Source organism: Pseudomonas sp. ZT5P21 (assembly GCF_054897785.1).
Window position 1 is genome coordinate 1241351 of record NZ_CM142705.1, and the last position, 25755, is coordinate 1267105.

25 protein-coding genes and 1 other RNA gene are annotated in these 25755 nt (G+C 58.5%); 17 read left to right on the forward strand and 9 right to left on the reverse strand.

Annotated features, from left to right (window positions below; genetic code table 11):
- Positions 1 to 16: 16 nt before the first annotated feature.
- The 4 genes from ACYZT9_RS05680 to ACYZT9_RS05695 form a co-directional block, all read right to left on the reverse strand.
- Positions 17 to 1228, reverse strand: coding sequence for a hypothetical protein (locus tag ACYZT9_RS05680; RefSeq protein ID WP_462008938.1), 1212 nt, complete (start codon positions 1226 to 1228; stop codon positions 17 to 19).
- Between the two features lie 16 nt (positions 1229 to 1244).
- The gene (locus ACYZT9_RS05685; protein WP_462008939.1) at positions 1245 to 2132 is read right to left on the reverse strand and encodes a nitrilase family protein; all 888 of its coding nucleotides are present in this window, start codon (positions 2130 to 2132) and stop codon (positions 1245 to 1247) included.
- Between the two features lie 206 nt (positions 2133 to 2338).
- Complete coding sequence (locus tag ACYZT9_RS05690) at positions 2339 to 4285, reverse strand: flavin monoamine oxidase family protein (protein WP_462008940.1); 1947 nt, start codon at positions 4283 to 4285, stop codon at positions 2339 to 2341.
- Positions 4286 to 4452: 167 nt separating this feature from the next.
- Entirely contained in the window at positions 4453 to 5349 is an 897-nt protein-coding gene (locus ACYZT9_RS05695) for a GlxA family transcriptional regulator (RefSeq protein ID WP_462010159.1), read from the reverse strand.
- A 244-nt stretch (positions 5350 to 5593) separates the two neighbouring features.
- On the opposite strand from ACYZT9_RS05695, the gene ACYZT9_RS05700 reads away from it, so the two are divergent.
- Positions 5594 to 6730 carry an acyl-CoA dehydrogenase family protein gene (locus ACYZT9_RS05700; protein ID WP_462008941.1) on the forward strand — a complete coding sequence of 379 codons (1137 nt, stop codon included), beginning with the start codon at positions 5594 to 5596 and terminating at the stop codon, positions 6728 to 6730.
- A gap of 104 nt (positions 6731 to 6834) precedes the next feature.
- Here ACYZT9_RS05700 and ACYZT9_RS05705 read toward each other — a convergent pair whose 3' ends face one another.
- Complete coding sequence (locus tag ACYZT9_RS05705) at positions 6835 to 7875, reverse strand: NADP(H)-dependent aldo-keto reductase (RefSeq protein WP_462008942.1); 1041 nt, start codon at positions 7873 to 7875, stop codon at positions 6835 to 6837.
- Positions 7876 to 8120: 245 nt separating this feature from the next.
- On the opposite strand from ACYZT9_RS05705, the gene rplM reads away from it, so the two are divergent.
- The 7 genes from rplM (at position 8121) to ACYZT9_RS05740 (ending at position 13008) form a co-directional block, all read left to right on the forward strand.
- On the forward strand, positions 8121 to 8549 hold the full coding sequence (gene rplM, locus ACYZT9_RS05710; RefSeq protein WP_007905295.1) for a 50S ribosomal protein L13: 429 nt from the start codon (positions 8121 to 8123) through the stop codon (positions 8547 to 8549).
- A gap of 14 nt (positions 8550 to 8563) precedes the next feature.
- Complete coding sequence (rpsI, locus tag ACYZT9_RS05715; protein ID WP_002555064.1) at positions 8564 to 8956, forward strand: 30S ribosomal protein S9; 393 nt, start codon at positions 8564 to 8566, stop codon at positions 8954 to 8956.
- Positions 8957 to 9223: 267 nt separating this feature from the next.
- Positions 9224 to 9817 carry a ubiquinol-cytochrome c reductase iron-sulfur subunit gene (gene petA, locus ACYZT9_RS05720; protein WP_150633468.1) on the forward strand — a complete coding sequence of 198 codons (594 nt, stop codon included), beginning with the start codon at positions 9224 to 9226 and terminating at the stop codon, positions 9815 to 9817.
- Positions 9817 to 11028 (forward strand): cytochrome b, encoded by a 1212-nt coding sequence (locus ACYZT9_RS05725; protein WP_138964339.1) that lies wholly within the window; start codon positions 9817 to 9819, stop codon positions 11026 to 11028. Before petA ends, ACYZT9_RS05725 begins: the two co-directional genes overlap by 1 nt.
- Complete coding sequence (locus ACYZT9_RS05730; RefSeq protein WP_462008943.1) at positions 11028 to 11810, forward strand: cytochrome c1; 783 nt, start codon at positions 11028 to 11030, stop codon at positions 11808 to 11810. The genes ACYZT9_RS05725 and ACYZT9_RS05730 overlap by 1 nt, the downstream gene beginning before the upstream one ends.
- 150 nt (positions 11811 to 11960) lie before the next feature.
- Complete coding sequence (locus ACYZT9_RS05735; RefSeq protein WP_027922678.1) at positions 11961 to 12578, forward strand: glutathione S-transferase N-terminal domain-containing protein; 618 nt, start codon at positions 11961 to 11963, stop codon at positions 12576 to 12578.
- A gap of 16 nt (positions 12579 to 12594) precedes the next feature.
- A complete protein-coding gene (locus tag ACYZT9_RS05740) occupies positions 12595 to 13008 on the forward strand; it encodes a ClpXP protease specificity-enhancing factor (protein WP_008155980.1) in 414 nt (137 codons plus the stop codon).
- A 100-nt stretch (positions 13009 to 13108) separates the two neighbouring features.
- Here ACYZT9_RS05740 and ACYZT9_RS05745 read toward each other — a convergent pair whose 3' ends face one another.
- The 4 genes from ACYZT9_RS05745 to ACYZT9_RS05760 form a co-directional block, all read right to left on the reverse strand.
- On the reverse strand, positions 13109 to 13687 hold the full coding sequence (locus ACYZT9_RS05745; RefSeq protein ID WP_462008944.1) for a BON domain-containing protein: 579 nt from the start codon (positions 13685 to 13687) through the stop codon (positions 13109 to 13111).
- Positions 13684 to 14277, reverse strand: coding sequence for a phosphoheptose isomerase (locus ACYZT9_RS05750; protein ID WP_008025961.1), 594 nt, complete (start codon positions 14275 to 14277; stop codon positions 13684 to 13686). Before ACYZT9_RS05750 ends, ACYZT9_RS05745 begins: the two co-directional genes overlap by 4 nt.
- Positions 14278 to 14381: 104 nt before the next feature.
- The gene (locus ACYZT9_RS05755; RefSeq protein WP_462008945.1) at positions 14382 to 14744 is read right to left on the reverse strand and encodes a YraN family protein; all 363 of its coding nucleotides are present in this window, start codon (positions 14742 to 14744) and stop codon (positions 14382 to 14384) included.
- Positions 14744 to 16555: a penicillin-binding protein activator gene (locus tag ACYZT9_RS05760; RefSeq protein WP_462008946.1), complete on the reverse strand. Its 1812-nt coding sequence runs from the start codon at positions 16553 to 16555 to the stop codon at positions 14744 to 14746. The genes ACYZT9_RS05755 and ACYZT9_RS05760 overlap by 1 nt, the downstream gene beginning before the upstream one ends.
- Positions 16556 to 16731: 176 nt before the next feature.
- On the opposite strand from ACYZT9_RS05760, the gene rsmI reads away from it, so the two are divergent.
- The 9 genes from rsmI to mraY all read left to right on the forward strand — a co-directional run bounded on the left by rsmI (position 16732) and on the right by mraY (position 25754).
- Positions 16732 to 17637 carry a 16S rRNA (cytidine(1402)-2'-O)-methyltransferase gene (rsmI, locus tag ACYZT9_RS05765; RefSeq protein WP_462008947.1) on the forward strand — a complete coding sequence of 302 codons (906 nt, stop codon included), beginning with the start codon at positions 16732 to 16734 and terminating at the stop codon, positions 17635 to 17637.
- Between the two features lie 75 nt (positions 17638 to 17712).
- Positions 17713 to 18066: RNase P RNA component class A (rnpB, locus tag ACYZT9_RS05770), an RNA gene on the forward strand.
- Positions 18067 to 18420: 354 nt separating this feature from the next.
- On the forward strand, positions 18421 to 18876 hold the full coding sequence (gene mraZ / locus ACYZT9_RS05775) for a division/cell wall cluster transcriptional repressor MraZ (RefSeq protein ID WP_008025967.1): 456 nt from the start codon (positions 18421 to 18423) through the stop codon (positions 18874 to 18876).
- On the forward strand, positions 18873 to 19820 hold the full coding sequence (rsmH, locus tag ACYZT9_RS05780) for a 16S rRNA (cytosine(1402)-N(4))-methyltransferase RsmH (RefSeq protein ID WP_462008948.1): 948 nt from the start codon (positions 18873 to 18875) through the stop codon (positions 19818 to 19820). The genes mraZ and rsmH overlap by 4 nt, the downstream gene beginning before the upstream one ends.
- Positions 19817 to 20110, forward strand: a complete 294-nt coding sequence (gene ftsL / locus ACYZT9_RS05785; protein ID WP_030129814.1) for a cell division protein FtsL — start codon at positions 19817 to 19819, stop codon at positions 20108 to 20110. Before rsmH ends, ftsL begins: the two co-directional genes overlap by 4 nt.
- Positions 20110 to 21849, forward strand: a complete 1740-nt coding sequence (locus tag ACYZT9_RS05790) for a peptidoglycan D,D-transpeptidase FtsI family protein (protein ID WP_462010160.1) — start codon at positions 20110 to 20112, stop codon at positions 21847 to 21849. Before ftsL ends, ACYZT9_RS05790 begins: the two co-directional genes overlap by 1 nt.
- A complete protein-coding gene (locus tag ACYZT9_RS05795) occupies positions 21849 to 23312 on the forward strand; it encodes a UDP-N-acetylmuramoyl-L-alanyl-D-glutamate--2,6-diaminopimelate ligase (protein ID WP_462008949.1) in 1464 nt (487 codons plus the stop codon). The genes ACYZT9_RS05790 and ACYZT9_RS05795 overlap by 1 nt, the downstream gene beginning before the upstream one ends.
- A complete protein-coding gene (locus ACYZT9_RS05800; protein WP_462008950.1) occupies positions 23305 to 24672 on the forward strand; it encodes a UDP-N-acetylmuramoyl-tripeptide--D-alanyl-D-alanine ligase in 1368 nt (455 codons plus the stop codon). Before ACYZT9_RS05795 ends, ACYZT9_RS05800 begins: the two co-directional genes overlap by 8 nt.
- Positions 24672 to 25754, forward strand: coding sequence for a phospho-N-acetylmuramoyl-pentapeptide-transferase (gene mraY / locus ACYZT9_RS05805; protein WP_008037292.1), 1083 nt, complete (start codon positions 24672 to 24674; stop codon positions 25752 to 25754). The genes ACYZT9_RS05800 and mraY overlap by 1 nt, the downstream gene beginning before the upstream one ends.
- The last annotated feature ends 1 nt before the right edge of the window (position 25755 follow it).

The following is a 25755-nucleotide window of genomic DNA, read 5'->3' on the forward strand; positions in this document are numbered from 1 at the left end:
CGAATGGCGACGTGGGTCAGTTGGCGATCAGGAAACCGATAAACGGAATGATCAGCAGCGTACTGATGGCCATGGACAGCACATTGCCGATGAAGCCATGCATGTCGGGCGGCAGTCGTTTCGCGATTGCGCACGCCAGAGGCGGTGCAATCAGGGCCCCCAGCAATGCGCTCATGACGATGACTTGCCAGCTACCGCCGTACGTCAGAATCGCCGCCGGCACCACGGATACAAGCGGAACGTAGGTGGGATACCAACCGAGCGTCATCCAGTGCCGGCGCCAGATCACCACACCCAATGCCGAGGTCAGCGCCTGTGCGCCGATCAGTTGTGGCAACAAGTTCGAGCCGTAAGCCGGACTCAAAGGGTTCAGCGTGAACGCCAGCAGCGCGCCCAGTATCAGGCCGAGGCTGGCCCATTCGTTGCCATAGAACGGGGCTTCGGAAAAGTCAGCCAGGACCCGGCGAAGGCTCCAGATGACGCCGTAGTCAGGCACTTTGGTAATGGCTGTTTCCGGCGCTGGGTCGGACGGTCTGTCGCAGGGACCGGATTTCACCAGGCCGGGCACGTAACGACACAGCAAAAACGCCGCCACGCTGGCAACCGCCATGCCCGAGACATTGCCGATCACCACGGGCAAACCCAGTGGGTTGCACACGTAGTTGACGATCAGTAAACACATCGGGGTAACGAGTATGGCGCCCATGATTGCGCCGTTGATCGTGACCTTCCAGCCGCCACCAAACATCAGCACCATCGCGGCCGGCAGGGAAACGAATGCGGCAAACGTGGGTTGCCAGCTGTTGGCAGTTACCGTCCAGCCCCACAGCAGGTTGCTCAGCAGCAGTCCCAGCAACGAGCTGGTCACCAGCCATGGCCACAATCCGCTGCCGTATGAGATGGCGAAGCCTTGCCAGGATTTTCCGGTGCGGTTCGCCCAGTAGGCCAGATAGGCACCCGCCAACAACCCGATGGAGGCGAACTCGTGTTTGTAGAACGCAACCTCGCTGATGTCCCCCAGTACCCAGCGCAACCACGAACTTGGTTCGGGGAGGTTCGAGAGCAGATGACGATAGTCGGGCCAATGGGCAGCCCAAGTAGAACGGTGAGTGAATGACAGCCAGAGGATCAGCACTGCCGTGCCGAGAATCAGCAAGAGGATGGCGATGTCCAGTGATGATCTGGCGGCGAGACGGTTTGGCAGGTTTTTTTCAGTTGTGGATTCCATCAGTCATGGCCCCTTATCAGCGCGGCAGACAAGGGTGTTGGGTATATCCAAGCATCTGATCGTAGAGATCGGCTCGACGATCACGATGCAGATCGTTCAAGTCGTTCCAGATCGGCGCACTGCGGGAACTGGTCAGGTCGATGTCAGCGAACAGGATCTCCTGTTTGTCTGCCGAAGCCACCGGGCCAATCGGCCAGCCATTGGTGCCGGCGATCAGCGAGCAACCCAAGTAACGCGCGCCTCGTTCTTCGCCGATCCGGCTGGCCGCCGCGATAAACACATTGTTTACGTGGGCCGCCGTCATCGTCAGGTATGACGCCATGCACTTGCCGGCCTCGTCAAAGAGCGGCGGTGGCGTCCAGACCCAGTTGTTCAGGCTGCAAATGATATCTGCACCTTGCTGGCTGAGGATTCGTGGCACTTCCGGAAACCAGATGTCCCAGCAAATCAGCAAGCCAATGCGGCCGATCGGCGTATCGAATACCGGAAAGCCCAGATCGCCGGGGGTGAACCAGAGTTTTTCCAGGTTCCACAAATGAGCTTTTCGATACTTGCCGATAAAGCCGTCGGGCCCTACCAGTACGCCGGTGTTGAACAGACGCATGCCGTCGCGCTCGGTCAAGCCGGCCACAAGGTAAACCTTGTGTTTACGCGCGAAGTCCAGCCAGAGCTGCACGCTCGGCCCGTCGGGCACGGACTCCGCATGGGCAAAGGCATCCTGGCGATTGCTGAAGAAATAGCCGGTATTGGAAAGCTCTGGCAGGACGATGAGATTCGCACCGCCGTTTACCGCTTCCTCGGCTAATTTCAGGCTACAGCGCAGGTTGTTTGCACATTTCTCGATACCGACCTGGGGGTCGAATTGCACGACTGCTACACGAACAGGGCTTGTTGGATCGCTCATTGCCGATGACCTCTTTTTTATTGTTATTCACGCTGTTTAATTGCGTGTTTATAAGAGTCGAAAACGGTAGAGGGGCGTAAGTCGGCGGCTTCCGGTACGGCTGTAGTCCGTTTCCGAAGATGGGGTGAGTGAGGGTTGAATCGGTTTCCAGGGGAGGCACAGGGTGAGAGCCAATGCACCGGGTGCATGGCTCTGGAATGGGCGTGTCAGGCCTTCAGTCGGTAGTGCGGATAGTCATTCATGGAGAAACCACCATTGAAGGTCGCGGCGGTTTTGTTGCAAATATGAATGACGGCATCGACGGCACCCCGAAAACAGGGCTCCGTCCAACCAGCATCGACAGAAAATGATTCACCGGAAAAATAAAGGCCGGACATATGCGCGAAATCCCGGTTGTACTTCATCAGGCTCACGGCATCGTAGTAGGTGCCCGGCCGGTATAACTTTGCACAACCCAGCGCATTTTTATCGGTCATCCAGCGTTGGACGACGGCTTGGTCAAGACCAATGTACGGTGAGATTTTCTGCTGAATATTGGTGCAGTTCATGAGGATGCGATCCAGTTCCTCGGCGCACTTGGCCACCAGTTCCTTGTCGCTGTAGGAGGCAAGCTTGGTGGCATCGTCCTCCCATGTGTAACTCAGCAAAATGCAGTCGAAACTGTAGTGATCGTTGTAGCGGTAGGTGTAGACGTCATGGATAAAACTGTCGGTGACGATGGCTTGCGGGATGCTGAAATTCTCCGAAAGAAATGATTTTTTCAACGGTGCGAAGACCTTGCAACTGGTTTCCCAGTGCGCGGTTTTATAGGCATTGATGGTGTCGAAGGGCAGCATTTCCTGGGTGAAGTTTTCGAGCTTGATGCGCGTTTCGATCAGCCAGGAGGGAAGGGTCATGATGACTGAGTCAAAGTCTTCAAAGTGCTCCTGGGTGTGCTCGGGTTGGCTGCATTTCCAATTGAAATAAACGCGGATTTTCTGATTGGTCAGTTTTTTGAGTCCGGTCACTGAAGAGTCGGTCAGGAGGCCGGTATTTGTTTCGCGGCTGTGTTCGTAGACGGATTTTCCGGTTTCCTCAGTCTTCATGAACATCAGGCATTCGTTCAAAGCGGCGAGCCCGATGTAGCGAGGTCTGTCGAAGCAGAGTCCAGCGCAATCATAAACAGCTTCGCTGTGCAGGTAGGGTGAGACCAGCGGATCGCCCTTTGCATCGACCCGACCGTGGATCAGTTGCAACCGGCTACTGAATCCGAAGATGGCTGTGCGCAACGGGTAAAGGCTGCAGACATCGTAGAACGCGCCCCAGCTACCGTCACCGATGCCAATCGCATAGAAAATCGCAGATTCTTCTGCGGACATTCCCAAGCCACCGAAGTCCCCAGGCGAGCGTTCATCCAAGGCTTCCAGTGCCGGCATGCGGACCAGATCGCGGAACGAAACGCTCTCGTATTTTTCGACGATGGCGCCCCATATGGCTTCCCATTCCCGGCTGGCATACACCTGTGCAACATGCCGGGTCATGCGATCGGAAAAGGTTTTCCACTTGGCGTAGACCTTTTGCAGATCTTCGCCCGGAGGTGGCGTCACGCCATCGACGTTGGTCCATATCAACATGTGCGGCGTCGGCCCGCCGCCCATGCGTCCCTCTCGAAGATAAATACCGGTCGAGCGGACCCATTGGCTTCCGGGGTTGGGGAAATCCGAAAACGCCAGATCAAATGCCTTGGTGTAATAGGCCATCAGCGACCGGCCCTCAGTCGGTGCCTCGTCCGCCCGGTTGAAGAAGGGCATGCGCATGGCGCCCATTTCAAAAGGTGTATGGCTTTGCGTGGAGTGTCGGCTTCCAGCAACGGTCAGGTGCCTGCCGCCGATGCGCGTGGATTGTTCGATTAGGGATATATGGGTGAAGCCGCAGCGATACAGTTCTCTGGCCGCAGTCAGTCCGGTGACTCCGGCGCCGATGATACAAATCCTGTGCTGTGGATCAGTTGCCTTGGCGATGCCGCTTGCCTGCTCGACAAGTGCTCGATAGTCGAAGCACAAATCTGGTGGGTTGGGGAAACGAGCGGCCCACTTGCTTTTCGCCGAGTGCTTTTTTGGGGCACTTTCCCGGGGCAGGTATGGAGGGTAGTCGTAGCTTGATCCGATAGTCACTGATGATCTTCCCTGATGGTGTTTGCAGGGAAGATGTTGAGGTCTCAGGCGATCAGCGTATAGCCGTCAAACTGGGCTCGCGGGTACTCTTCATTCGTTTTTTTTCGTGGGAAAAGACCTGCATGGCAGGTCTTGTTTTGCGGCAAGAAGCCCTTCTGGATCCAGGCCTACGCCGCTTGTTGAAACTGCTGCCGATACTGGTTTGGCGACAACTCCGTGTGCTGGCGGAACAGTCGCGCAAAGAAGCTCGCGTCGTCGTAACCGACCTCATAGCTGATGGTCTTGATGCTTTTACGGCTGCCGGACAACAGGCCCTTTGCCGTTTCGATGCGCAGGCGTTGCAGGTAATGCAATGGCTTGTCGCCGGTGGCGGTCTGGAAGCGGCGCATGAAATTGCGGATGCTCATGCCGTGCTCGCGCGCGACGTCTTCGAAGCGGAACTTGTCGGCGAAATGTTCTTCGAGCCAGTGCTGTATCTGCAGAATGATCACGTCCTGATGCATTTTCTGACCGCCGAAACCGATCCGTCCCGGCGCGTAGCTGCGCTGCACTTCATAGAGAATGTCGCGGGCCACGGCCTGGGCGACGTTGGCGCCGCAGAAGCGCTCGATCAGGTAGATGTAGAGATCGCACGCCGAGGTGGTGCCGCCGGCGCAATACAGGTTGTCGGCGTCGGTGAGGTGCTTGTCCTGATTGAGATGAACCCTCGGGAAGCGCTCGGCAAACGCATTGAAGAAGCGCCAGTAAGTGGTCGCTTCCTTGCCATTGAGCAGCCCGGCTTCGGCGAGCCAGAACACCCCCGTGGCCTCGCCGCAGAGTACTGCACCGCGAGCATGTTGCTGGCGCAGCCACGGCAGGACCTGTGGATAACGTTGGCAAAGGGTTTCGAAATCGTCCCAGAACGCCGGGAGGATGATGACGTCGGCGTTTTCCAGGCCGCCGTCCACCGGCATGATCACATCGCTGAAGCTGTTCACCGGTTTACCGTCGGGGCTGACCAGCCGCGTTTCGAACGCCGGTGTCAGGCCCTGGCCCAGTTGTTTGCCGTAACGCAAGCTGGCCAAGTGGAAGAAATCCTTGGCTTGCATGAGAGTGGAAGCGAAAACCCGGTCGATTGCCAGGATGCTGACGCGCCGCAAGGGCGTGGAGACTTGGTTAGACATAATTCAACTTTATTCTTATAGGGGAAAGTGGTCACCAGACGGCTGGATCGTCTTATTTTTTGTCTGATGTGTCCAGTGTCCTGTATCGGATGCGCGGCTTAGTCTCTGAAGGTCAATTTCTTCTAACAATAACGACAGGTGTCGCATGATTCCCAGAACCTTGTTCAGTCCCGAGCACGAACTTTTCCGCGACAGCGTGCGAACGTTCCTTGAAAAAGAGGCCATGCCGTTTCATGGTCAATGGGAAAAGCAAGGCTATATCGACCGCCAACTCTGGAACAAGGCGGGGGAGGCGGGAATGCTCTGTTCGCACCTGCCGGAGGAATACGGTGGGTTGGGTACAGACTTTCTCTACAGTGCGGTGGTCATCGAAGAGATCGGTCGGATCGGCCTGACCGGCATCGGCTTTTCCCTTCATTCCGACATCGTCGCGCCGTACATCCTGCATTACGGCAGTGAAACGCTGAAACACAAATACCTGCCAAAACTGGTGTCTGGCGAGATGGTCACTGCGATTGCCATGACCGAGCCGGGCGCCGGTTCCGACCTGCAAGGGGTGAAAACCACCGCAGTGCTCGATGGCGACGAATACGTGATCAATGGTTCAAAGACCTTTATCACCAACGGCTATCTTGCGGATCTGGTGATAGTCGTGGCCAAGACCGATCCGAAGGCGGGCGCGAAGGGCACCAGTCTCTTTCTGGTCGAGGCCGACACACCTGGCTTCGCCAAGGGCAAACGCCTGGAAAAAGTCGGCATGAAGGCGCAGGACACGTCGGAGCTGTTCTTTCAGGATGTTCGCGTGCCGAAAGAAAACCTGCTGGGGCAGGCCGGGATGGGGTTTGCGTATCTGATGCAGGAATTGCCGCAGGAGCGTCTGACTGTCGCTGTTGGCGGACTGGCGTCGGCTGAGGCTGCGCTGCAATGGACGTTGGAATATACCCGCGAGCGCAAGGCGTTCGGCAAGGCGATTGCCGACTTCCAGAACACCCGTTTCAAGCTGGCGGAAATGGCGACTGAAATTCAGATTGGCCGGGTGTTCGTCGACCGCTGCCTGGAGTTGCACCTGCAAGGGAAACTCGATGTGCCGACGGCGGCGATGGCCAAGTATTGGGGCACCGACCTGCAATGCAGGGTGCTCGACGAGTGCGTGCAGTTGCATGGCGGCTACGGGTTCATGTGGGAATACCCGATCGCCCGGGCGTGGGCGGATGCGCGGGTGCAGCGGATTTATGCCGGCACCAATGAAATCATGAAGGAGATAATTGCGCGGTCGCTCTGATTTTGCGGCAATTGGGCTGACGCCTTCGCGAGCAAGTCCGCTCCCACAGGGATTGCGCTGAACCTGTGGGAGCGGGCTTGCTCGCGAATTGGTCTATGAATCCATCAAGGTGCCGGGTTTGGGTGATCTTTATGGATCGCCTCGATCCCCGCCAGCACTTCATCGGAAAGTTTCAGCTCGAAGCTGGCAATGTTGCTGTCCAGCTGTTCCAGCGTCGTCGCGCCAATGATGTTGCTGGTCACGAACGGCTGCTGCGTCACGAACGCCAACGCCATTTGCGCCGGATCCAGGTCGTGCTCACGGGCCAGAGCCACATAGCGGCTGCACGCTGCTTCCGACTGTGGATTGAAGTAGCGGCTGAAGCGGCTGTAAAGACTCAGGCGACCCTTCGGCGGACGCGCGCCACCTTCGTACTTGCCCGACAGAAAGCCGAACGCCAACGGCGAATAGGCAAGCAGGCCGCACTGTTCGCGGATGGCGATTTCCGCCAGGCCGACTTCGAAGCTGCGGTTGAGCAGGTTGTACGGGTTCTGGATCGACACCGCGCGCGGCCAGCCACGGGCTTCGGCCAGCGCCAGGAAACGCATGGTGCCCCACGGCGTTTCGTTGGACAGGCCGATGTGGCGGATCTTGCCGGCCTTGACCTGTTCGTCCAGTGCTTCGAGGGTGTCCTCCAGCGGCGTCAGGTTGGCCTCGATCTTGTGTTTGTAGCCCAACTGACCGAAGAAGTTGGTGCTGCGCTCCGGCCAGTGCAACTGATAGAGATCGATGTAATCGGTTTGCAGGCGCTTGAGGCTCGCATCCACCGCTTCGGAGATGTGCTGGCGGTTGTGGCGCAGGTTTTTGTCGCGGATGTAGTCGATGGTGTTGCCGGGGCCGGCGATCTTGCTGGCCAGGATCCAGTCGGCGCGATCACCGCGGCTTTTGAAGTAATTGCCGATGTAGCGTTCGGTGGTGGCGTAGGTTTCGGCCTTCGGCGGCACCGGGTACATCTCGGCGGTATCGATGAAATTGATCCCGGCGTTCTTGGCCCGTTCAATCTGGGCGAAGGCCTCAGCTTCGCTGTTTTGCTCGCCCCAGGTCATGGTTCCGAGGCAGATTGCACTCACGTTCAGATTGGTTCGGCCTAGCTGGCGATAGTCCATCGGGTGCTCCTTGGGCAAAACAATCATAAAAGCAGGTTGAAATATTTTTCGCAATCTGCATAATTGCGCACCTCTTTCTGCAGTGGAAGTGATGCGCCGCCGCCGAAGAATCTTGCCGTTGAACGGACGCGCCGACCCGAGCCCCCGAAAGCGTCTGTATCCGGCTGCCTTTGACTTGTCAAAGTACGCACTATTCAGTAAGATCCGCCGTCTAATTTACAGGGCGGCCCCTGAGGCTATAAAGAATGAAAACTTTTACTGCTAAACCGGAAACAGTACAGCGCGACTGGTTTGTCGTCGACGCTGCAGGTCAGACCCTGGGTCGTCTGGCCACCGAAATCGCGAGCCGTCTGCGTGGCAAGCATAAAGCTGAGTACACTCCTCACGTTGACACCGGCGATTACATCGTTGTTATCAATGCCGAGCAGATTCGTGTAACCGGTGCTAAAACCACCGACAAAATCTACTACTCCCACTCCGGTTTCCCGGGCGGCATCAAGTCGATCAACTTTGAAAAGCTGATCGCCAAAGCCCCTGAGCGCGTGATCGAGACCGCGGTCAAAGGCATGCTGCCTAAGAACCCGCTGGGTCGCGACATGTATCGTAAGCTGAAAGTCTATGCGGGCGCTGTACACCCTCATACTGCTCAGCAGCCCCAAGAACTGAAGTTTTAACGGAATAGTTCATTATGTCGGCGACTCAAAATTACGGCACTGGCCGTCGCAAGACCGCAACCGCACGCGTTTTCCTGCGTCCGGGTACTGGTAACATCTCCATCAACAACCGTTCGCTGGATAATTTCTTCGGCCGCGAAACTGCCCGCATGGTAGTTCGTCAGCCGCTGGAATTGACTGAGACTGTCGAGAAGTTCGACATCTACGTCACCGTGATCGGCGGTGGTGTAAGTGGTCAAGCTGGCGCAATCCGCCACGGTATCACTCGCGCACTGATGCAGTACGACGAAACCCTGCGTGGCGCTCTGCGCAAAGCTGGCTTCGTTACTCGCGATGCTCGTGAAGTTGAACGTAAGAAAGTCGGTCTGCGTAAAGCGCGTAAGCGTCCGCAGTACTCGAAGCGTTAATTCGCTTTCGCGTTCAAAAAGAACGCCCAGTTTCCTCGCGAAGCTGGGCGTTTTTTTATGGGCGCGATTTATCAAAGAATTGCTCTGTGACAACTTGCCACAGCCGTGGAGCCCCTATACTGCAAGGCTTGGCAGTGGAGCCCCTCGGTAATTACCTTGTCAGGATTGGGGCTTTTCATTACCATTCGGCAAAATTTTTATAAGTACATAGTTTTACTTAGTAGATGCCTGATTTAACAGGCCACAAAGCTGATGGGAGAGGACTGAATGAGCAATGACGGCGTGAATGCAGGCCGGCGTCGCTTCTTGGTAGCAGCCACATCCGTGGTGGGTGCTGCAGGAGCGGTGGGGGCTGCGGTCCCGTTCGTGGGGTCATGGTTTCCCAGTGCCAAGGCGAAAGCCGCAGGTGCACCGGTGAAAGTGAATGTCAGCAAAATCGAGCCAGGCCAGCAGATGATTGCTGAGTGGCGCGGTCAGCCGGTGTTCATCGTCCGCCGTACCGAGGAAATCCTGGGGAATCTGAAAAAGATCGAGGGCCAGCTGTCTGACCCGACCTCCAAGAACTCGACACAACCGACCTATGTCGACCCGGAAACGCGTTCGATCAAGCCGGAGGTTCTGCTGCTGATTGGTATCTGCACACACCTCGGTTGCTCGCCGACCTTCCGTCCAGAAGTGGCACCTGCGGATCTGGGCAAGGATTGGGTAGGTGGTTATTTTTGCCCTTGCCACGGTTCCCACTACGATCTGGCTGGCCGCGTCTACAAGTCGCAACCTGCGCCTTTGAACCTGCCAGTTCCCCCGCATTCCTATGAGACCGATGAGATTATTGTCATCGGCGTCGATACGGAGAAAGCGTGATGAGCAAGTTCATGGATTGGGTTGATGCGCGCTTTCCCGCCACCAAAATGTGGGAAGACCATCTCAGCAAGTACTACGCCCCGAAGAACTTCAACTTCTTCTACTTCTTTGGTTCCCTCGCACTGCTCGTTCTGGTCAACCAGATCGTCACCGGTGTCTGGCTGACCATGAGCTATACCCCCTCGGCAGAAGAGGCCTTTGCCTCTGTCGAATACATCATGCGCGACGTCGAGTACGGCTCGATCCTGCGTCTGTTGCACGCAGTCGGTGCTTCGATGTTCTTCATTGTGGTTTATCTGCACATGTTCCGTGGCTTGCTCTACGGTTCGTACCAGAAGCCACGTGAGCTGGTGTGGGTCTTCGGCATGCTGATTTACCTGGCGCTGATGGCGGAAGCCTTCATGGGTTACCTGCTGCCGTGGGGCCAGATGTCCTACTGGGGCGCCCAGGTGATCATCTCGCTGTTCGGTGCGATCCCGGTCATCGGTAACGACCTGACCCAGTGGATCCGTGGTGACTACCTGATTTCCGGTATTACCCTGAACCGCTTCTTCGCCTTGCACGTTGTTGCCCTGCCGATCGTGATCCTCGGTCTGGTGGTGCTGCACGTTCTGGCGTTGCACGAAGTCGGCTCGAACAACCCGGACGGCGTGGACATCAAGAAACACAAAGACGAAAACGGCGTACCGCTGGACGGCATTGCTTTCCACCCGTACTACACCGTGAAAGATATCGTCGGCGTGGTGGTGTTCCTGTTCATCTTCTGCTCGATCGTGTTCTTCTTCCCGGAAATGGGGGGCTACTTCCTCGAAAAGCCGAACTTTGAAGTGGCGAACGCCTTCAAGACCCCAGAGCACATCGCTCCGGTCTGGTACTTCACGCCGTTCTACGCGATTTTGCGCGCGGTTCCGGACAAGCTCCTTGGCGTTATCGCCATGGGCGCGGCCATTGCGGTGCTGTTCGTCCTGCCGTGGCTGGATCGTAGCCCGGTCAAGTCGATGCGCTACAAAGGCTGGCTAAGCAAAATCTGGCTGGTGGTGTTCTGCGTATCGTTCGTGATCCTCGGCATTCTGGGTGTTCTGGCTCCGACTCCAGGTCGTACGTTGCTGTCGCAGGTGTGTACCTTCCTGTACTTCGCCTACTTCATTCTGATGCCGTTCTACACCAGGCTCGAGAAGACCAAACCGGTTCCGGAAAGGGTGACTGGCTGATGAAAAAGCTATTTGCTGTACTGATTCTTGCTGCTATGCCTGTGTTTTCGTCCGCGTCGACAGCGGGTGCTCCTGAGCTGGAAAAGGTCGACATCGACGTTTCCGACAAGGCTGCAATGCAGGATGGCGCACGTACGTTTGCCAACTACTGCATGGGCTGCCACAGCGCCAAGTTCCAGCGCTACGAGCGTGTGGCCGATGATCTGGGGATTCCTCACGATCTGATGCTGTCGAAGCTCGTGTTCACCGGCGCCAAGATCGGCGATCACATGAGCATCGGCATGCAGCCGGCTGACGCCAAGACCTGGTTCGGTGCTGCGCCGCCTGATCTGACTCTGGTGGCTCGTGTTCGGGGCACCGACTGGCTTTACGGTTACCTCAAGTCGTTCTACGAAGACCCGTCGCGCCCTTGGGGTGTGAACAACACAGTCTTCCCGAACGTCGGCATGCCTAACGTCCTGGCTCCATTGCAAGGTCGTCAGGTCGTCGGTTGCAAGCAGGTCCAGATCGTCGAAGATGGCAAGAAGCAATTCGATCCGCTGACCGGTACCGCGCTGACTCATGAAGCGTGCGATCAACTGACCATCGTGCCGAAGAGCGGTGCTCTGACTGAAGAGCAGTTCGATGAGAAGGTCAAGAATCTGGTAACCTTCCTCGCTTACTCGGCTAACCCGGTTAAGCTGCAGCATCAGCGCATCGGTACCTACGTCTTGCTGTACCTGGCGTTCTTCTTCGTATTCGCCTACTTGCTCAAGCGCGAATACTGGAAAGATGTGCACTGATAAAGTTTCAAGCAATTGCTGTTAATCGCGCGCGCCCAAGGGCGTCTCTGAAGGTGTAACGAGCCTGGTGATCCAGGCGTTACGGGAGGCGCCCTCTGGGCGCGCGCGTTTTTCCGCTTCCGATAATTTCAACAAGCGAGGAGGACCGCCATGGGCGTGACCAATCGGTTGGCCTGTTACTCCGACCCCGCCGACCACTATTCCCACCGAGTGCGCATCGTACTTGCAGAGAAGGGTGTCAGCGCCGAGATCATTTACGTGGAAGCTGGCCGCCAGCCGCCTAAACTGATTGAAGTGAACCCTTACGGAAGCCTGCCCACCCTGGTCGATCGTGACTTGGCGTTGTGGGAGTCGACCGTGGTGATGGAGTATCTGGATGAGCGTTACCCGCATCCGCCGTTACTGCCGGTTTATCCAGTGGCGCGTGCCAACAGCCGTCTGCTGATTCATCGTATTCAGCGCGACTGGTGTGGTCTGGTGGATCTGATCCTGGATTCGAAGACCAAGGAAGCAGCCCGTGTCGTCGCTCGTAAAGAGCTGCGCGAAAGCCTGACCGGCGTGTCGCCGCTGTTCGCCGACAAGCCGTTTTTCCTCAGTGAGGAACAAAGTCTGGTGGATTGCTGCCTACTGCCAATACTCTGGCGCTTGCCGATTCTGGGTATTGAACTGCCGCGGCCAGCCAAGCCGCTGCTTGATTATATGGAGCGCTCGTTTGCGCGTGAGGCTTTCCAGGCGAGTCTGTCTGGTGTCGAACGCGATATGCGCTAAGGCTTAAGGAGCCGCTATGAACTCCAGTCGACCTTATCTGGTCCGCGCGCTCTACGAGTGGATTGTGGATAACGATTGCACCCCGCACATGCTGGTCAATTCCGAATACCCGTCGGTGCAGGTGCCCCAAGGTTTCGCCAGTGACGGACAGATTGTCCTGAACGTATCGCCGGCCGCCGTGCGTCATTTGCACATGGACAACGAAGCGGTCAGCTTCGAAGGGCGCTTCGGTGGCGTGCCACATACCTTGTACGTGCCTATCGCATCGATCCTGGGCATTTACGCCCGGGAGAACGGTCAGGGCATGGTGTTCGATCTGGAATCGCCTATGGAAGACGAGGAAGAGATCGAGCCGGATGATGATATTCCGCCACCGGACAGTGAACCACCGCGTCCCAGCGGTCGACCCAGTTTGAAAGTGGTGAAGTAATAAAAAAGGCGATCCGAAAGGATCGCCTTTTTTATTACTTGTAGGAGCACAGCTTGCTGGCGATGGCGATCTCAAGTACGCCATCGCCGACATGCGTTTATCAGTCGATGTACTCAAACAACTTCACAATCTTCTGCACGCCGGAAACACCCTGCACCAGATTGGTCGCCTGAGCCGCTTCCTGTTTGGTCAGCAAGCCCAGCAGATAAACGATGCCGTTCTCGGTGACAACCTTGATGCGCGAGCCCGGTATGTTCGGATCGGTGAGCATCTGGGTCTTGATCTTGGAGGTCAGCCAAGTGTCGTTCTGGCGGGCGAGGAAGCCAGAGGGTGGCAGCACCTGCAGTTCGTTATGGACCTTCTTCACGCGCTGGACCGCAGCGGCGGCCTGTTCGGCCTTGGCCTTGAGGTCTGCGCGTGGGGTTTGGCCGGCGAGCAGCACGACACCATTGAAGCTGGTGACGACGATGTGCGAATCGTTGTCCAGGGCAGGATCGGCCTTGGCGATGTTCACACCCACCTTGGTGTCGATCAGAGAGTCGTCGATCTTGCTGCCTAGGGTGCGCGTGCCGCGGTCATCATCGATCGGCGCTTCACGGCTGGCATTCACCACCGAGGTGCAGCCGCTGATGCCGAGGCACAGGGTCAAGGCCAGAAGGCCTAGGCGATTAGGGGTCATTCTTCACTCCCGAACAGTTGGCTGTCGATTAAGTCGCAAAGGCAATGGATCGCCAGCAGGTGGACTTCCTGAATACGTGCGGTGACGTTGGCCGGTACGCGAATTTCGACGTCCTCGGGCAATAGCAGCGAGGCCATGCCACCGCCATCACGACCGGTCAATGCTACGACAATCATTTCGCGATCATGTGCGGCCTGTATCGCTTGAATAATGTTCGCCGAGTTGCCGCTGGTGGAAATCGCCAGCAGTACGTCGCCCGGCTGGCCGAGCGCGCGGATCTGCTTGGAGAAGATTTCGTTGTAGCTGTAGTCGTTGGCGATAGAGGTGATCGTCGAGCTGTCGGTAGTCAGCGCGATGGCTGGCAGGCTCGGACGCTCGCGTTCGAAACGATTGAGCAGCTCGGAGGAAAAGTGCTGGGCGTCGCCGGCGGAACCGCCGTTTCCGCAGGAAAGCATTTTGCCCTCGTTGAGCAGGGCGTTGACCATCACCTGGCTGGCTTGCTCGATGTGCGGTGCAAGTACGTCCATCGCCATTTGCTTGGTGTCGATACTGGCCTGAAAAAGCTGGCGAATTCGGGATTGCATGTCCATCTGTGTGACCTTAATTAGCGCGGCTACTCGGCACATGAATGTGCAGCCCGCAAAGCAAAGAGCAAAATTGTTGGGTGAAAGTGTCCGTTTCGGGGCGCTCGCGATCAGCTGTCGAAGGCATTCTGCAGCCAGTTCAACTGATCGTGGTTGCTGTCGATGGCAACCACGTCGAAACGGCAAGGGGAATTGGCCCAACGCGACTCGCGCTGAAGAAAATACTGCGCGGCAAAAATCAGTTTCTGCCGTTTGCGCCCATCGATGCTGTCGAGCGCGCCACCCCATTGAGTGTTTTTTCTGTAGCGAACTTCAACGAATACTACTGTATCGCCATCAAGCATGACCAGATCAAGCTCGCCGCGTTTACACAACCAGTTCTGCGCCAGCAGGCGCAGACCTTGTTGCTGGAGATGCTCGAGCGCATGGCGCTCGGCATCTTTACCGCTTTGCTGGCGTGACTTGTCCGGCATCAGCGCGGGGTGTCCGGCAGCCGTTGAACCTGGCCGCTGACGAACTGTGCCCACGGCAACTGACGCACGACGCGTTGGTTCTGAGTCATGCCCAGGCTGCCCGATTGACCTTCGATGCGGCTGTCCGGCAGGGCTTTGAGTTGACCCAGGCGTGGAGCCAGGCGATAGGCATCGACGCCCATCGCATACAGGCGACCCAGGCTACCGCCGGCCTGTGGCCATTGTGCGGTCACTTGCTTGCGCAGTGGATCGTTGGCATCCAGCAACCATGGGGTTTCGCAAAAGCGAATGCCGTTCATGTCGTTGTACTGGTTCACGTCACCGCTGGCGCTGAACACGTGGGACGTGGCGTAAACCGGCACGTCACCCGCGTACTGGAAGTTCAGGGTCGGTTTGATCTGCTGGGCCTGCTGAGGCGTTGCGGCCAGAAAGATGAATTCGATGTCCTGGCGACGCGACGGCTGGGCAGCTACTTGCGAGCCAACCGTGCTTTGCAGGCTCTTGGCGCGACCTTCGCTCTGGCGCAGCTGGAACATGTCGGCAATCTGCTGGGCCAGTTGCACCGGCTGATCAACCCGTTCGGTGGCAACAATGCTGCCGCCGTTGGCTTGCCAGTCCTGGCTGAACGCTCTGAGTACGCGGTCGCCCCATTCGCCTTTAGGCACCATGATCGCGGCGCGATGCAGGCCGTCGGCGCGAGCGCGACGGGACACTTCGCGGGCTTCGTCCTCAGCAGCCAGACCAAACTGGAACAGCTGCGCCGGGCCTTGTTCGCCTTCGCTGTAATTCAGCGCCAGGGTCGTGATCGGCAGTTGAGGGCGTGCGCTGAGCTGTTTGACCAGCGGCTTTTCCAGCGGGCCGATGACCAGTTGCACGCCATCAGCCTGAGCCTTGCGGTAGAACTCGTCGAGGGAGGTCAGGCGCGAGCTGTCATAAAACTCGATGGCTGGCGGCTTCTGGCCGGCTTGTTGAGCCTGGTAGTGAGCGGCCATGAAACCTTCGCGAAGCGCTTTGCCGACGGATGCCAATGGACCGTCCTGCGGCAGCAACAGCGCGATCTTGCTCAGGGGTTGGCTGGCCAGTTCCTTGAGTTTGGTCAGTGGCAGCGGCAACTGGAGGGCTGCCGGGTGTTTCGGGTTCTGGGTGCGCCAGTTGTCGATCGCGGTTTGCTGCTGCTCCAGGGTGCCGGCCGTTTTTACTGCCAGCGCCAGGCCGAGCCAGCCACCGAGGTCGTCGTTGGTAGTCGGCTGCAACTGGTCGGTTGGCAGCGAAGCGATCAGGGTCCAGATCGCTTCGTGGTTTTTGCCTGCCGCTTCACCGCTCAGCATCGGCGCGATGAAAATGCGTTCCCGTGCAGCGGCGAGGGTCTGGCCATCGGCCTCAAGAGCACGGGCGCGCACGGTGCCGGTGCGAACCTGTTGCTCGACTGGCAGTTCGCTCAAGCGTTGCAGGCTCGGGTGGCTCAACGCGGTCAGCGCTGCTTTCGGCTGATTACGGACCATGGCCAGTTCAGCCGCCAGGGTGCTGGCGAACACCTGTTGGCCGGGCTTGAGTTGCTCGACTGGCACTTGCTGAAGGATTTGCGCGGACTGACCGGCATTGCCCTGGCGATAAGCGAGGTCTGCCGCACTCAGGCGTAGCAGCGCGGCTTGTTCCGGGGTTTTGCTTTTGGCAGCCTGGTCGAGCAGTTGCTCGATGCTGGCATCCGGGGTCCGTGGAAGTTCGCCAAGGCTGGAGGAGGGCGAGCTGGCGCAAGCCGCCAGCAAGGCAGCAAGGCAGAGGGCAGTGAACAGCCGCAGGCAAGCGATCATGTAGTGTTCCTGATACTCGATCAAATTAGCGTGGAATTGTACCCAAGCACTGGCCGGGGCGCGATGTTACTGGCGTGAATCGATCAATTTAGCTCGTGCAAATGTTGCAGCACCGCACAAAAGACTGAAAAAACCGCGCTTGCTTGCGCGTATCGAAAACATCGCTACGCGCTACAATGGCGGCTTTTACCGATCATGAGGTGTGCGCTTTGACTGCTCCAGGTGCTTTGAATTCCGCTGCTGGCTCGCTTTATGTGGTGGCGACGCCCATCGGCAACCTGGACGACATCAGTGCGCGCGCGCTGAAGATCTTGCGCGAGGTGGCATTGATCGCCGCCGAGGACACGCGTCATTCCCAGCGGTTGATGCAGCACTTCGGCATCCCCACGCCGCTGGCGGCTTGCCACGAACACAACGAGCGGGATGAAGGTAGCCGCTTTATTACCCGCCTGCTGGCCGGCGACGATGTGGCGCTGATCTCCGATGCCGGCACGCCGCTGATTTCCGATCCGGGTTATCACCTGGTACGTCAGGCCCGCGCGGCGGGGATCAATGTGGTGCCGGTTCCGGGCGCCTGTGCATTGATCGCTGCATTGTCGGCAGCGGGTCTGCCGTCGGACCGTTTTATCTTCGAAGGATTCTTGCCCGCCAAGGCCGTCGGGCGGCGTGCTCGTCTGGAGCAGGTTAAGGAAGAGCCGCGCACGCTGATCTTCTATGAAGCACCGCACCGAATCCTTGAATGCCTGCAAGACATGGAGTTGGTGTTCGGCGGCGAACGCCCGGCGTTGCTGGCCCGTGAAATCACTAAAACCTTCGAAACCCTCAAGGGTTTGCCCCTGGCCGAGCTTCGCGAGTTCGTTGAGTCGGACAGCAATCAGCAGCGCGGCGAGTGCGTGGTATTGGTGGCAGGCTGGTCAGTCCCTGAAACTGAAGACGCGGTCAGCAGTGAAGCCATGCGCATCCTGAACCTTTTGCTCGAAGAAATGCCGCTCAAGCGTGCCGCAGCATTGGCGGCGCAAATTACCGGCGAGCGCAAGAATGTTCTGTATCAGGTCGCGCTGGATAAACAGAAGGGTGAGTAAAACCCGACGTGCTGGAGTGGCTTCAGGCGTTTAGCGCTTGTTCTTCGGGCTCTCTGCCGTTAACCTTCGCGGCGGAGAGTCGATCGGACAGTCGCTGCCCTCTATGAAAATTAGGGGGGGGAGGAAAGTCCGGGCTCCATAGGGCGAAGTGCCAGGTAATGCCTGGGAGGCGTGAGCCTACGGAAAGTGCCACAGAAAATAACCGCCTAAGCGCTTCGGCGCCGGTAAGGGTGAAAAGGTGCGGTAAGAGCGCACCGCACGTCTGGCAACAGTTCGTGGCTAGGTAAACCCCACTTGGAGCAAGACCAAATAGGGTCCCAAGGCGTGGCCCGCGCTGGGACCGGGTAGGTTGCTAAAGATGTCCAGTGATGGCCATCGTAGACGAATGACTGTTCAAGACAGAACCCGGCTTACAGATCGACTCTCCACCTTTTTCCCCTCCCTGTTCGAATGATTGAGCAGGGCGCTCGTAACGGCAGTTCCCTCCTTGCACAATCGATCGCATATCCTCTTTTGTAATACCGAAAAAATCTTACTCTTAACAAACTACTTTAACTTCTGAGTGCAGCCTTCAGTGCTCATTCAAGTTATTGAACGAATTCATCCGCCAGATTCTCATTGCCCCTCCTAATACGCTCCTAAATCTCAGTTCTGTAAGGGTTTTCCTTCAATCCGCGCCTTGACGGTGCAGTGGCCGCATTCCTATAGTGTGCGCAAGTGGCGGAAAGTGGCATGAAGTGGGTTTTTTGAACGCAAAACGCTAATATTTGGAGAAACGCTGACGTGTTTCGCGGAGCTAACGCTATCAGTCTCGACGCAAAGGGCCGTCTCGCCATGCCGAGCCGGTACCGTGACGAGCTCGTTTCGCGTAGTTCCGGTCAGTTAATCGTCACAATTGATGCCGTTGATCCGTGTTTGTGTGTTTACCCCCTCGATGAGTGGGAAATTATTGAAACCAAACTGCGCGCACTGCCTTCGCTTCGCGAAGAGAACCGTCGCCTGCAACGATTGCTGATCGGTAATGCCGTCGACCTCGAGCTCGATGGCAGTGGTCGTTTTCTGGTTCCGCCGCGTCTGCGTGAATATGCCCGCCTGGATAAGCGCGCGATGCTGGTAGGCCAACTGAACAAGTTCCAATTGTGGGACGAGGATGCCTGGGATGCGGTTTCTGCCGCCGACCTGGCTGCTATTCAACAACCGGGCGCCATGCCTGATGAACTGCGTGATTTGATCCTGTGACTATTGATAGCGGCTTTAACCACATCACCGTACTGCTTGACGAAGCCGTCGAGGCTCTCGCCGTACGTCCTGATGGCTGCTATCTGGACGGCACGTTCGGGCGCGGTGGGCACAGCCGGCTGATCCTTAGCCAGCTCGGTCCCGAGGGTCGGTTGCTCGGATTCGACAAGGATCCTCAAGCGATTGCCACCGGGCAGACGCTAGCGGCCGAAGACGGCCGCTTTGTCGTTGTGCAGCGAAGCTTTGCCGAGCTCGGTTCGGAAGTGACCGAGCGTGGTCTGGCCGGCAAGGTCAGCGGCGTTTTGCTCGACCTGGGCGTGTCTTCGCCACAGCTCGACGACCCTGAGCGCGGTTTCAGCTTTCTCAACGATGGTCCGCTGGACATGCGCATGGACCCGTCCCGCGGGATCAGCGCTGCCGAATTCGTCAACACCGCGCCGGTGGAAGAAATCGCCCGGGTGTTCAAGGAATACGGCGAAGAACGTTTTTCCGGCCGCATGGCCCGTGCCGTGGCCGAGCGTCGCGACATCAAGCCGTTCGAGCGCACCGGCGACCTCGCTGAAGTCCTGAAAGTCGCCAACCCCGCATGGGAAAAAGGCAAGAACCCGGCGACCCGCGCGTTCCAGGGCCTGCGCATCCACGTCAACAACGAACTTGGCGATCTGGAAGCGGGTCTCGAAGCCGCGCTGGAATGCCTGGAAATCGGTGGCCGTCTGGTGGTCATCAGCTTCCATTCGCTGGAAGACCGCATCGTCAAACTGTTCATGCGCAAGCTGGTGAAAGGCGAAGCCGACAACCTGCCGCGCAACCTGCCGGTCCGTCACGTCGCGTTCGAACCGAAAATCAAAGTCCATGGCAAAGCGCAGTCCGCCTCCGAGGCCGAACTCAAAGCCAACCCACGTTCCCGTAGCGCCGTCATGCGCGTGGCGGAGAAGCTGCGGTGAGCAAGCTTTTCGCCAAGCCACTTCCCGGCGGAAGCTTTTTCATGCTGCTGCTGTTCGTTGGCGTGCTTGTGTCGGCCATCGGCGTGTCGTACAGCGCCCACTGGAACCGTCAGCTGTTGAACTCGCTCTACAACGAGTTGAGCGTGCGCGACAAGGCGCAGGCGGAATGGGGCCGGTTGATTCTCGAACAGAGCACCTGGACCGCGCACAGCCGTATCGAAGTCCTGGCCACCGAGCAACTGAAGATGCGCATTCCTGGCGCCGCTGAAGTGCAGATGGTGGCGCCATGATGAAACTCGAAGGCGCAATGTTCCCATGGCGTTTTCGCCTGGTGCTGGGTTTGCTCGGCGTCATGGTCGCGGCCATTTGCTGGCGCATCATCGATCTGCAAGTAGTCGACCGTGCCTTCCTCAAAGGTCAGGGCGATGCGCGCAGCGTTCGTCACATTCCGATTCCGGCTCACCGTGGTCTGATTACCGATCGAAACGGCGAGCCTTTGGCCGTCAGTACACCGGTCACCACCCTGTGGGCCAACGCCAAGGAAATGCAACTGGCCAAAGAGAAGTGGCCTGCATTGGCGGCCGCGTTGGGACAAGATCCAAAAGCCCTGGCCGAGCGTCTCGAAGCCCAGGCCAACAAAGAATTCATTTACCTGGTGCGCGGGCTGACGCCTGAGCAAGGCCAGTCCGTGCTCGACCTGAAAGTACCAGGCGTTTACGGTATCGAAGAGTTTCGGCGCTTTTACCCGGCCGGCGAAGTGACGGCGCACATGGTCGGCTTTACCGACATCGATGACCACGGTCGTGAAGGTGTCGAACTGGCTTATGACGAATGGCTGGCCGGTGTGCCTGGCAAGCGGCAGGTCATCAAGGACCGGCGCGGTCGACTTATCAAAGATGTGCAGGTGACTAAAAACGCCAAGGCCGGCAAGCCCTTGGCGTTGTCCATTGACCTGCGTCTGCAATACCTGGCCAACCGCGAGCTGCGCAACGCGATCATCGAGAACGGCGCCAAGGCCGGCAGCCTGGTGATCATGGACGTGAAGACCGGCGAGATCCTCGCCATGGTCAACCAGCCGACCTACAACCCGAACAACCGTCGCAACCTGCAGCCGGCGATGATGCGTAACCGCGCAATGATCGACGTCTTCGAGCCGGGCTCGACCATGAAAGCGATTTCCATGAGCGCCGCGATCGAAACCGGTCGCTGGAAACCGACCGATACCGTCGAGGTGTATCCAGGCACATTGCAGATCGGTAAATACACCATCAAGGACGTCTCCAAGACCGAAGGGCCGGTGCTAGACCTGACCGGCATTCTGATCAACTCCAGTAACGTCGGCATGAGCAAGGTCGCGTTCGATATCGGCGGCGAAACCATTTTCCGCCTGGCGCAGAAAGTCGGCCTCGGCCAGGACACCGGCCTCGGCTTCCCGGGCGAGCGCGTGGGCAACCTGCCGAACTACCGCGAATGGCGCAAGGCTGAGACCGCCACATTGTCCTACGGCTACGGTATTTCCGTGACCGCGATCCAGTTGGTCCACGCCTTCTCGGCACTGGCCAACAATGGTCGCCTGGCCCCGCTGACCCTGATCAAAACCGACAAGGCACCGCAAACCACGCAAGTGCTGCCGGAAGCCGTGGCAAAAACCATGCAGACCATGTTGCAACAAGTGATCGAGGCCCCGCGCGGCGTGTTCCGGGCACAGGTGCCGGCTTATCACGTAGGCGGGAAGTCCGGTACGGCGCGTAAAACGTCGGTCGGCACCAAAGGCTATGCCGAGAATTCCTACCGCTCGCTGTTCGCCGGTTTCGGCCCGATGAGCGATCCCCGTTACGCCATGGTGGTGGTGATCGATGAACCGACCAAGGCCGGTTACTACGGTGGCCTGGTATCGGCGCCGGTGTTCAGCAAAGTGATGTCCGGGACCTTGCGCCTGATGAACGTCACGCCGGACAACCTGCCGCCGGTGCAACAGGCCAACGCAACACCTGTCGTTCCGCTGAAAGCCAATGGAGGGCGCGGCTGATGTCTCTGAGTCTGAACAAGATTTTCGCCCATGCCGGCCACGATTTGTTGATCCGTGAACTGGCGCTGGACAGCCGCAATGTGCGGGCAGGTGACCTGTTTCTCGCCGTTCCTGGCGGAAAATTCGACGGTCGCACGCACATCACCGACGCCTTGCAGCGCGGTGCTGCCGCCGTGGCGTATGAAGTCGAAGGCGCCTCTGTATTGCCGATCACCGATGTGCCGATGATTCCGGTCAAAGGCCTGGCAGCGCAACTGTCCGACATCGCCGGGCGTTTTTACGGTGACCCGAGCCGCCACCTGAATCTGGTGGGCGTGACCGGCACCAACGGCAAAACCAGCGTGACCCAGCTGGTGGCGCAAGCATTGGATCTGCTCGGCCAACACTGTGGCATCGTCGGCACATTGGGCTCCGGTTTCTACGGCGCGCTGGAAAGCGGCCTGCACACCACGCCGAACCCCATCGCCGTACAAGCGACGCTGGCTGACCTGAAAAAGGCCGGCGCCAAAGCCGTCGCCATGGAAGTGTCGTCCCACGGTCTGGATCAGGACCGCGTCACCGCATTGGCGTTCGATGTCGCGGTGATGACCAATTTGTCCCGCGACCATCTGGATTACCACGGCACCATGCAAGCCTATGGCGAAGCCAAGGCCAAGCTGTTCGCCTGGAACGATTTGAAATGCCGGGTGGTTAACCTCGACGACGATTTCGGCCGACATCTGGCGGCGGAAAAACGTGAATCGCGCCTGATCACCTACAGTCTGGAAGATTCCAGCGCCTACCTGTATTGCCGCGAGGCAAAATTCGGCGACGAAGGCGTGCGCGCGACGTTGGTTACGCCGCAGGGCGAGCACCATCTGCGCAGCACCCTGCTCGGGCGCTTCAACCTGAGTAACGTGCTGGCGGCGGTCGGCGCCTTGCTCGGTCTGGACTATGCGCTGGACGAAATCCTCAAGGTCCTGCCGAAACTCGAAGGCCCGGCCGGACGCATGCAGCGGCTCGGCGGTGGTACTCAGCCGTTGGTGGTGGTCGATTACGCCCACACCCCGGACGCGTTGGAAAAAGTACTGATGGCTCTGCGCCCGCACGCCAAAGGGCGGTTGCTGTGCCTGTTCGGTTGCGGCGGTGATCGCGATCGCGGCAAGCGTCCGCTAATGGCTGAAGTGGTCGAACGTCTGGCCGATGGCGTGCTGGTCACCGATGACAACCCGCGTACCGAAGACCCGGCCGTGATCTTCGACGACATCCGCGCCGGTTTCACCGATGTGGATAAGGTGACCTTCGTCGCCGGTCGTGGTCGGGCGATTGCCCAATTGATCGCCAGCGCTTCAGTGGATGACGTGATTGTCCTGGCCGGTAAAGGTCACGAGGACTACCAGGAAATCAACGGCCAGCGCCATGAGTTCTCTGATCTGGTCGAGGCTGATCACGCCTTGACCGCGTGGGAGGTGGCCCATGCTTAAGCACCTGAAACTGAGCGAACTGGCCGGCGCACTGAATGGCCGATTGCTCGTCGCCGATGCCACGTTCGAGGGCGTCAGCATCGACAGCCGTGCGATCAAACCGGGCCAGCTGTTTATTGCCCTGACCGGTCCGCGCTTCGACGGCCATGACTATCTGAACGATGTGGCCAGCAAAGGCGCCGTGGGTGCCCTGGTCGAGCGCGAAGTTGCCGACAGCGCGCTGCCGCAATTGCTGGTCAAGGACACCCGTCAGGCACTGGGTCAACTGGGCGCGATGAATCGTGCGGCGTTTATTCATCCGGTCGCGGCGATCACCGGTTCCAGCGGCAAGACCACGGTCAAGGAAATGCTCGCAAGCATCCTGCGCACGCGCGGTCCGGTGCTGGCGACCCGTGGCAACCTGAACAATGACCTCGGCGTGCCACTGACCTTGCTCGAACTCGCGCCGGAACACACCGCTGCCGTGATCGAACTGGGTGCTTCGCGTCTTGGCGAAATCGCCTACACCGTGGGCATGACCAAACCTCATGTGGCCGTACTCAACAACGCCGGAACCGCCCACGTGGGCGAGTTCGGCGGGCCGGAAAAAATCGTTGAAGCCAAAGGCGAAATTATTGAAGGGCTGGCGGCCGACGGCGTCGCGGTGCTCAATCTTGACGACAAGGCATTCGGGATCTGGAAGACCCGTGCCGCCGGTCGCAAAGTGCTGACCTTCGCCTTGAGCAACGTCAGCGCCGACTTCTACGCCAGCGATCTCGACCGCGATGCGCGCGGGTGCCCGGCCTTCAATTTGCACAGTCCTGACGGTGTCGAGCGCGTTCAACTGAACCTGCTCGGCACCCATAACGTCGCCAATGCCATGGCCGCTGCCGCTGCCGCGCATGCCTTGGGTGTGTCGCTGTTCGGCATCACCACCGGCCTCGGCGCGGTGCAACCGGTCAAGGGGCGCACCGTCGCGCAACTGGCCAGCAATGGCATGCTCATCATTGACGACACGTACAACGCGAACCCCACCTCCATGTGCGCCGCCGTTGATATACTCGCCGGCTTTTCCGGTCGCACCGTTCTGGTGCTCGGAGATATCGGCGAGTTGGGCGATTGGGCGGAGCAGGGGCACCGCGACGTGGGCGAGTACGCCCGTGGCAAGGTTTCTGCGCTTTACGCGGTTGGTCCAATGATGACCCACGCCGTGAAGGCTTTCGGCGAGCAGGCTTTTCACTTCAGTACCCAAGCTGAATTGATCAAGGCCCTCGGCGCCGAGCAAGACACAAACACCACCATTTTGATCAAGGGCTCGCGCAGCGCTGCGATGGAAAACATCGTCGCCGCTTTGTGCGGGTCCAGTCTGGAGAAACATTAATGCTGCTGCTGCTAGCGGAGTATCTGCAACAGTTCTACAAAGGCTTCGCGGTCTTCCAGTACCTGACCCTGCGCGGGATTCTCGGTGTGCTGACCGCGCTGGTCCTGTCGCTGTGCTACGGCCCGTGGATGATCCGCACGTTGCAGAACCGTCAGATCGGTCAGTCCGTTCGTAACGATGGCCCACAATCGCACCTGTCCAAATCCGGCACGCCGACCATGGGTGGCGCGCTGATCCTGTCGTCCATCGGCGTAAGCACTTTGTTGTGGGCTGACCTGAGCAACCGCTATGTGTGGACCGTGTTACTGGTGACGTTGCTGTTCGGTGCCATCGGCTGGGTCGATGACTATCGCAAGGTGATCGAGAAAAATTCCAAAGGCCTGCCGAGCCGCTGGAAGTACTTCTGGCAGTCGGTGTTCGGCCTGGGCGCGGCGATCTTCCTTTATATGACCGCTGCGACACCGGTCGAAACCACCCTGATCCTGCCAATGCTCAAGGACTACAGTATTCCGCTGGGTGCTGGCTTCATCGTCCTGACCTATTTCGTGATCGTCGGCTCTAGCAATGCGGTCAACCTGACCGACGGCCTAGACGGCCTGGCGATCATGCCAACCGTGATGGTCGGCGGCGGCCTGGGGATTTTCTGCTACCTGTCGGGTAACGTGAAATTCGCTGAATACCTGCTGATCCCTTATGTACCGGGCGCGGGCGAACTGATCGTATTCTGCGGTGCGTTGATCGGTGCGGGTCTTGGGTTCCTCTGGTTCAACACGTATCCGGCACAGGTTTTCATGGGCGATGTCGGCGCACTGGCGCTGGGCGCGGCCCTGGGCACCATCGCGGTGATCGTCCGTCAGGAAATCGTCCTGTTCATCATGGGCGGTGTGTTCGTGATGGAAACCCTGTCGGTCGTCATTCAGGTCGCGTCCTTCAAGCTGACCGGTCGCCGTGTGTTCCGCATGGCGCCGATTCACCACCACTTTGAACTCAAGGGCTGGCCCGAGCCGCGCGTGATCGTCCGTTTCTGGATCATCACCGTGATTCTCGTATTGGTCGGCCTTGCCACCCTGAAGCTGAGGTAGA

Excerpts from the sequence above, each read along its gene's own strand:
- ACYZT9_RS05680 (WP_462008938.1), bottom strand. The coding sequence starts at position 1,228 with ATGGAATCCACAACTGAAAAAAACCTGCCAAACCGTCTCGCCGCCAGA.
- ACYZT9_RS05795 (WP_462008949.1), top strand. The coding sequence starts at position 21,849 with ATGTCTCTGAGTCTGAACAAGATTTTCGCCCATGCCGGCCACGATTTG.
- rplM (WP_007905295.1), top strand. The coding sequence starts at position 8,121 with ATGAAAACTTTTACTGCTAAACCGGAAACAGTACAGCGCGACTGGTTT.
- ACYZT9_RS05705 (WP_462008942.1), bottom strand. The coding sequence starts at position 7,875 with ATGGACTATCGCCAGCTAGGCCGAACCAATCTGAACGTGAGTGCAATC.
- ACYZT9_RS05685 (WP_462008939.1), bottom strand. The coding sequence starts at position 2,132 with ATGAGCGATCCAACAAGCCCTGTTCGTGTAGCAGTCGTGCAATTCGAC.
- ACYZT9_RS05725 (WP_138964339.1), top strand. The coding sequence starts at position 9,817 with ATGAGCAAGTTCATGGATTGGGTTGATGCGCGCTTTCCCGCCACCAAA.
- ACYZT9_RS05740 (WP_008155980.1), top strand. The coding sequence starts at position 12,595 with ATGAACTCCAGTCGACCTTATCTGGTCCGCGCGCTCTACGAGTGGATT.
- ACYZT9_RS05730 (WP_462008943.1), top strand. The coding sequence starts at position 11,028 with ATGAAAAAGCTATTTGCTGTACTGATTCTTGCTGCTATGCCTGTGTTT.
- rpsI (WP_002555064.1), top strand. The coding sequence starts at position 8,564 with ATGTCGGCGACTCAAAATTACGGCACTGGCCGTCGCAAGACCGCAACC.
- ACYZT9_RS05755 (WP_462008945.1), bottom strand. The coding sequence starts at position 14,744 with ATGCCGGACAAGTCACGCCAGCAAAGCGGTAAAGATGCCGAGCGCCAT.
- rsmI (WP_462008947.1), top strand. The coding sequence starts at position 16,732 with ATGGCGGCTTTTACCGATCATGAGGTGTGCGCTTTGACTGCTCCAGGT.
- ACYZT9_RS05760 (WP_462008946.1), bottom strand. The coding sequence starts at position 16,555 with ATGATCGCTTGCCTGCGGCTGTTCACTGCCCTCTGCCTTGCTGCCTTG.
- mraY (WP_008037292.1), top strand. The coding sequence starts at position 24,672 with ATGCTGCTGCTGCTAGCGGAGTATCTGCAACAGTTCTACAAAGGCTTC.
- petA (WP_150633468.1), top strand. The coding sequence starts at position 9,224 with ATGAGCAATGACGGCGTGAATGCAGGCCGGCGTCGCTTCTTGGTAGCA.
- ACYZT9_RS05800 (WP_462008950.1), top strand. The coding sequence starts at position 23,305 with ATGCTTAAGCACCTGAAACTGAGCGAACTGGCCGGCGCACTGAATGGC.
- ACYZT9_RS05790 (WP_462010160.1), top strand. The coding sequence starts at position 20,110 with ATGAAACTCGAAGGCGCAATGTTCCCATGGCGTTTTCGCCTGGTGCTG.
- ACYZT9_RS05750 (WP_008025961.1), bottom strand. The coding sequence starts at position 14,277 with ATGGACATGCAATCCCGAATTCGCCAGCTTTTTCAGGCCAGTATCGAC.
- ACYZT9_RS05745 (WP_462008944.1), bottom strand. The coding sequence starts at position 13,687 with ATGACCCCTAATCGCCTAGGCCTTCTGGCCTTGACCCTGTGCCTCGGC.
- ACYZT9_RS05700 (WP_462008941.1), top strand. The coding sequence starts at position 5,594 with ATGATTCCCAGAACCTTGTTCAGTCCCGAGCACGAACTTTTCCGCGAC.
- ACYZT9_RS05735 (WP_027922678.1), top strand. The coding sequence starts at position 11,961 with ATGGGCGTGACCAATCGGTTGGCCTGTTACTCCGACCCCGCCGACCAC.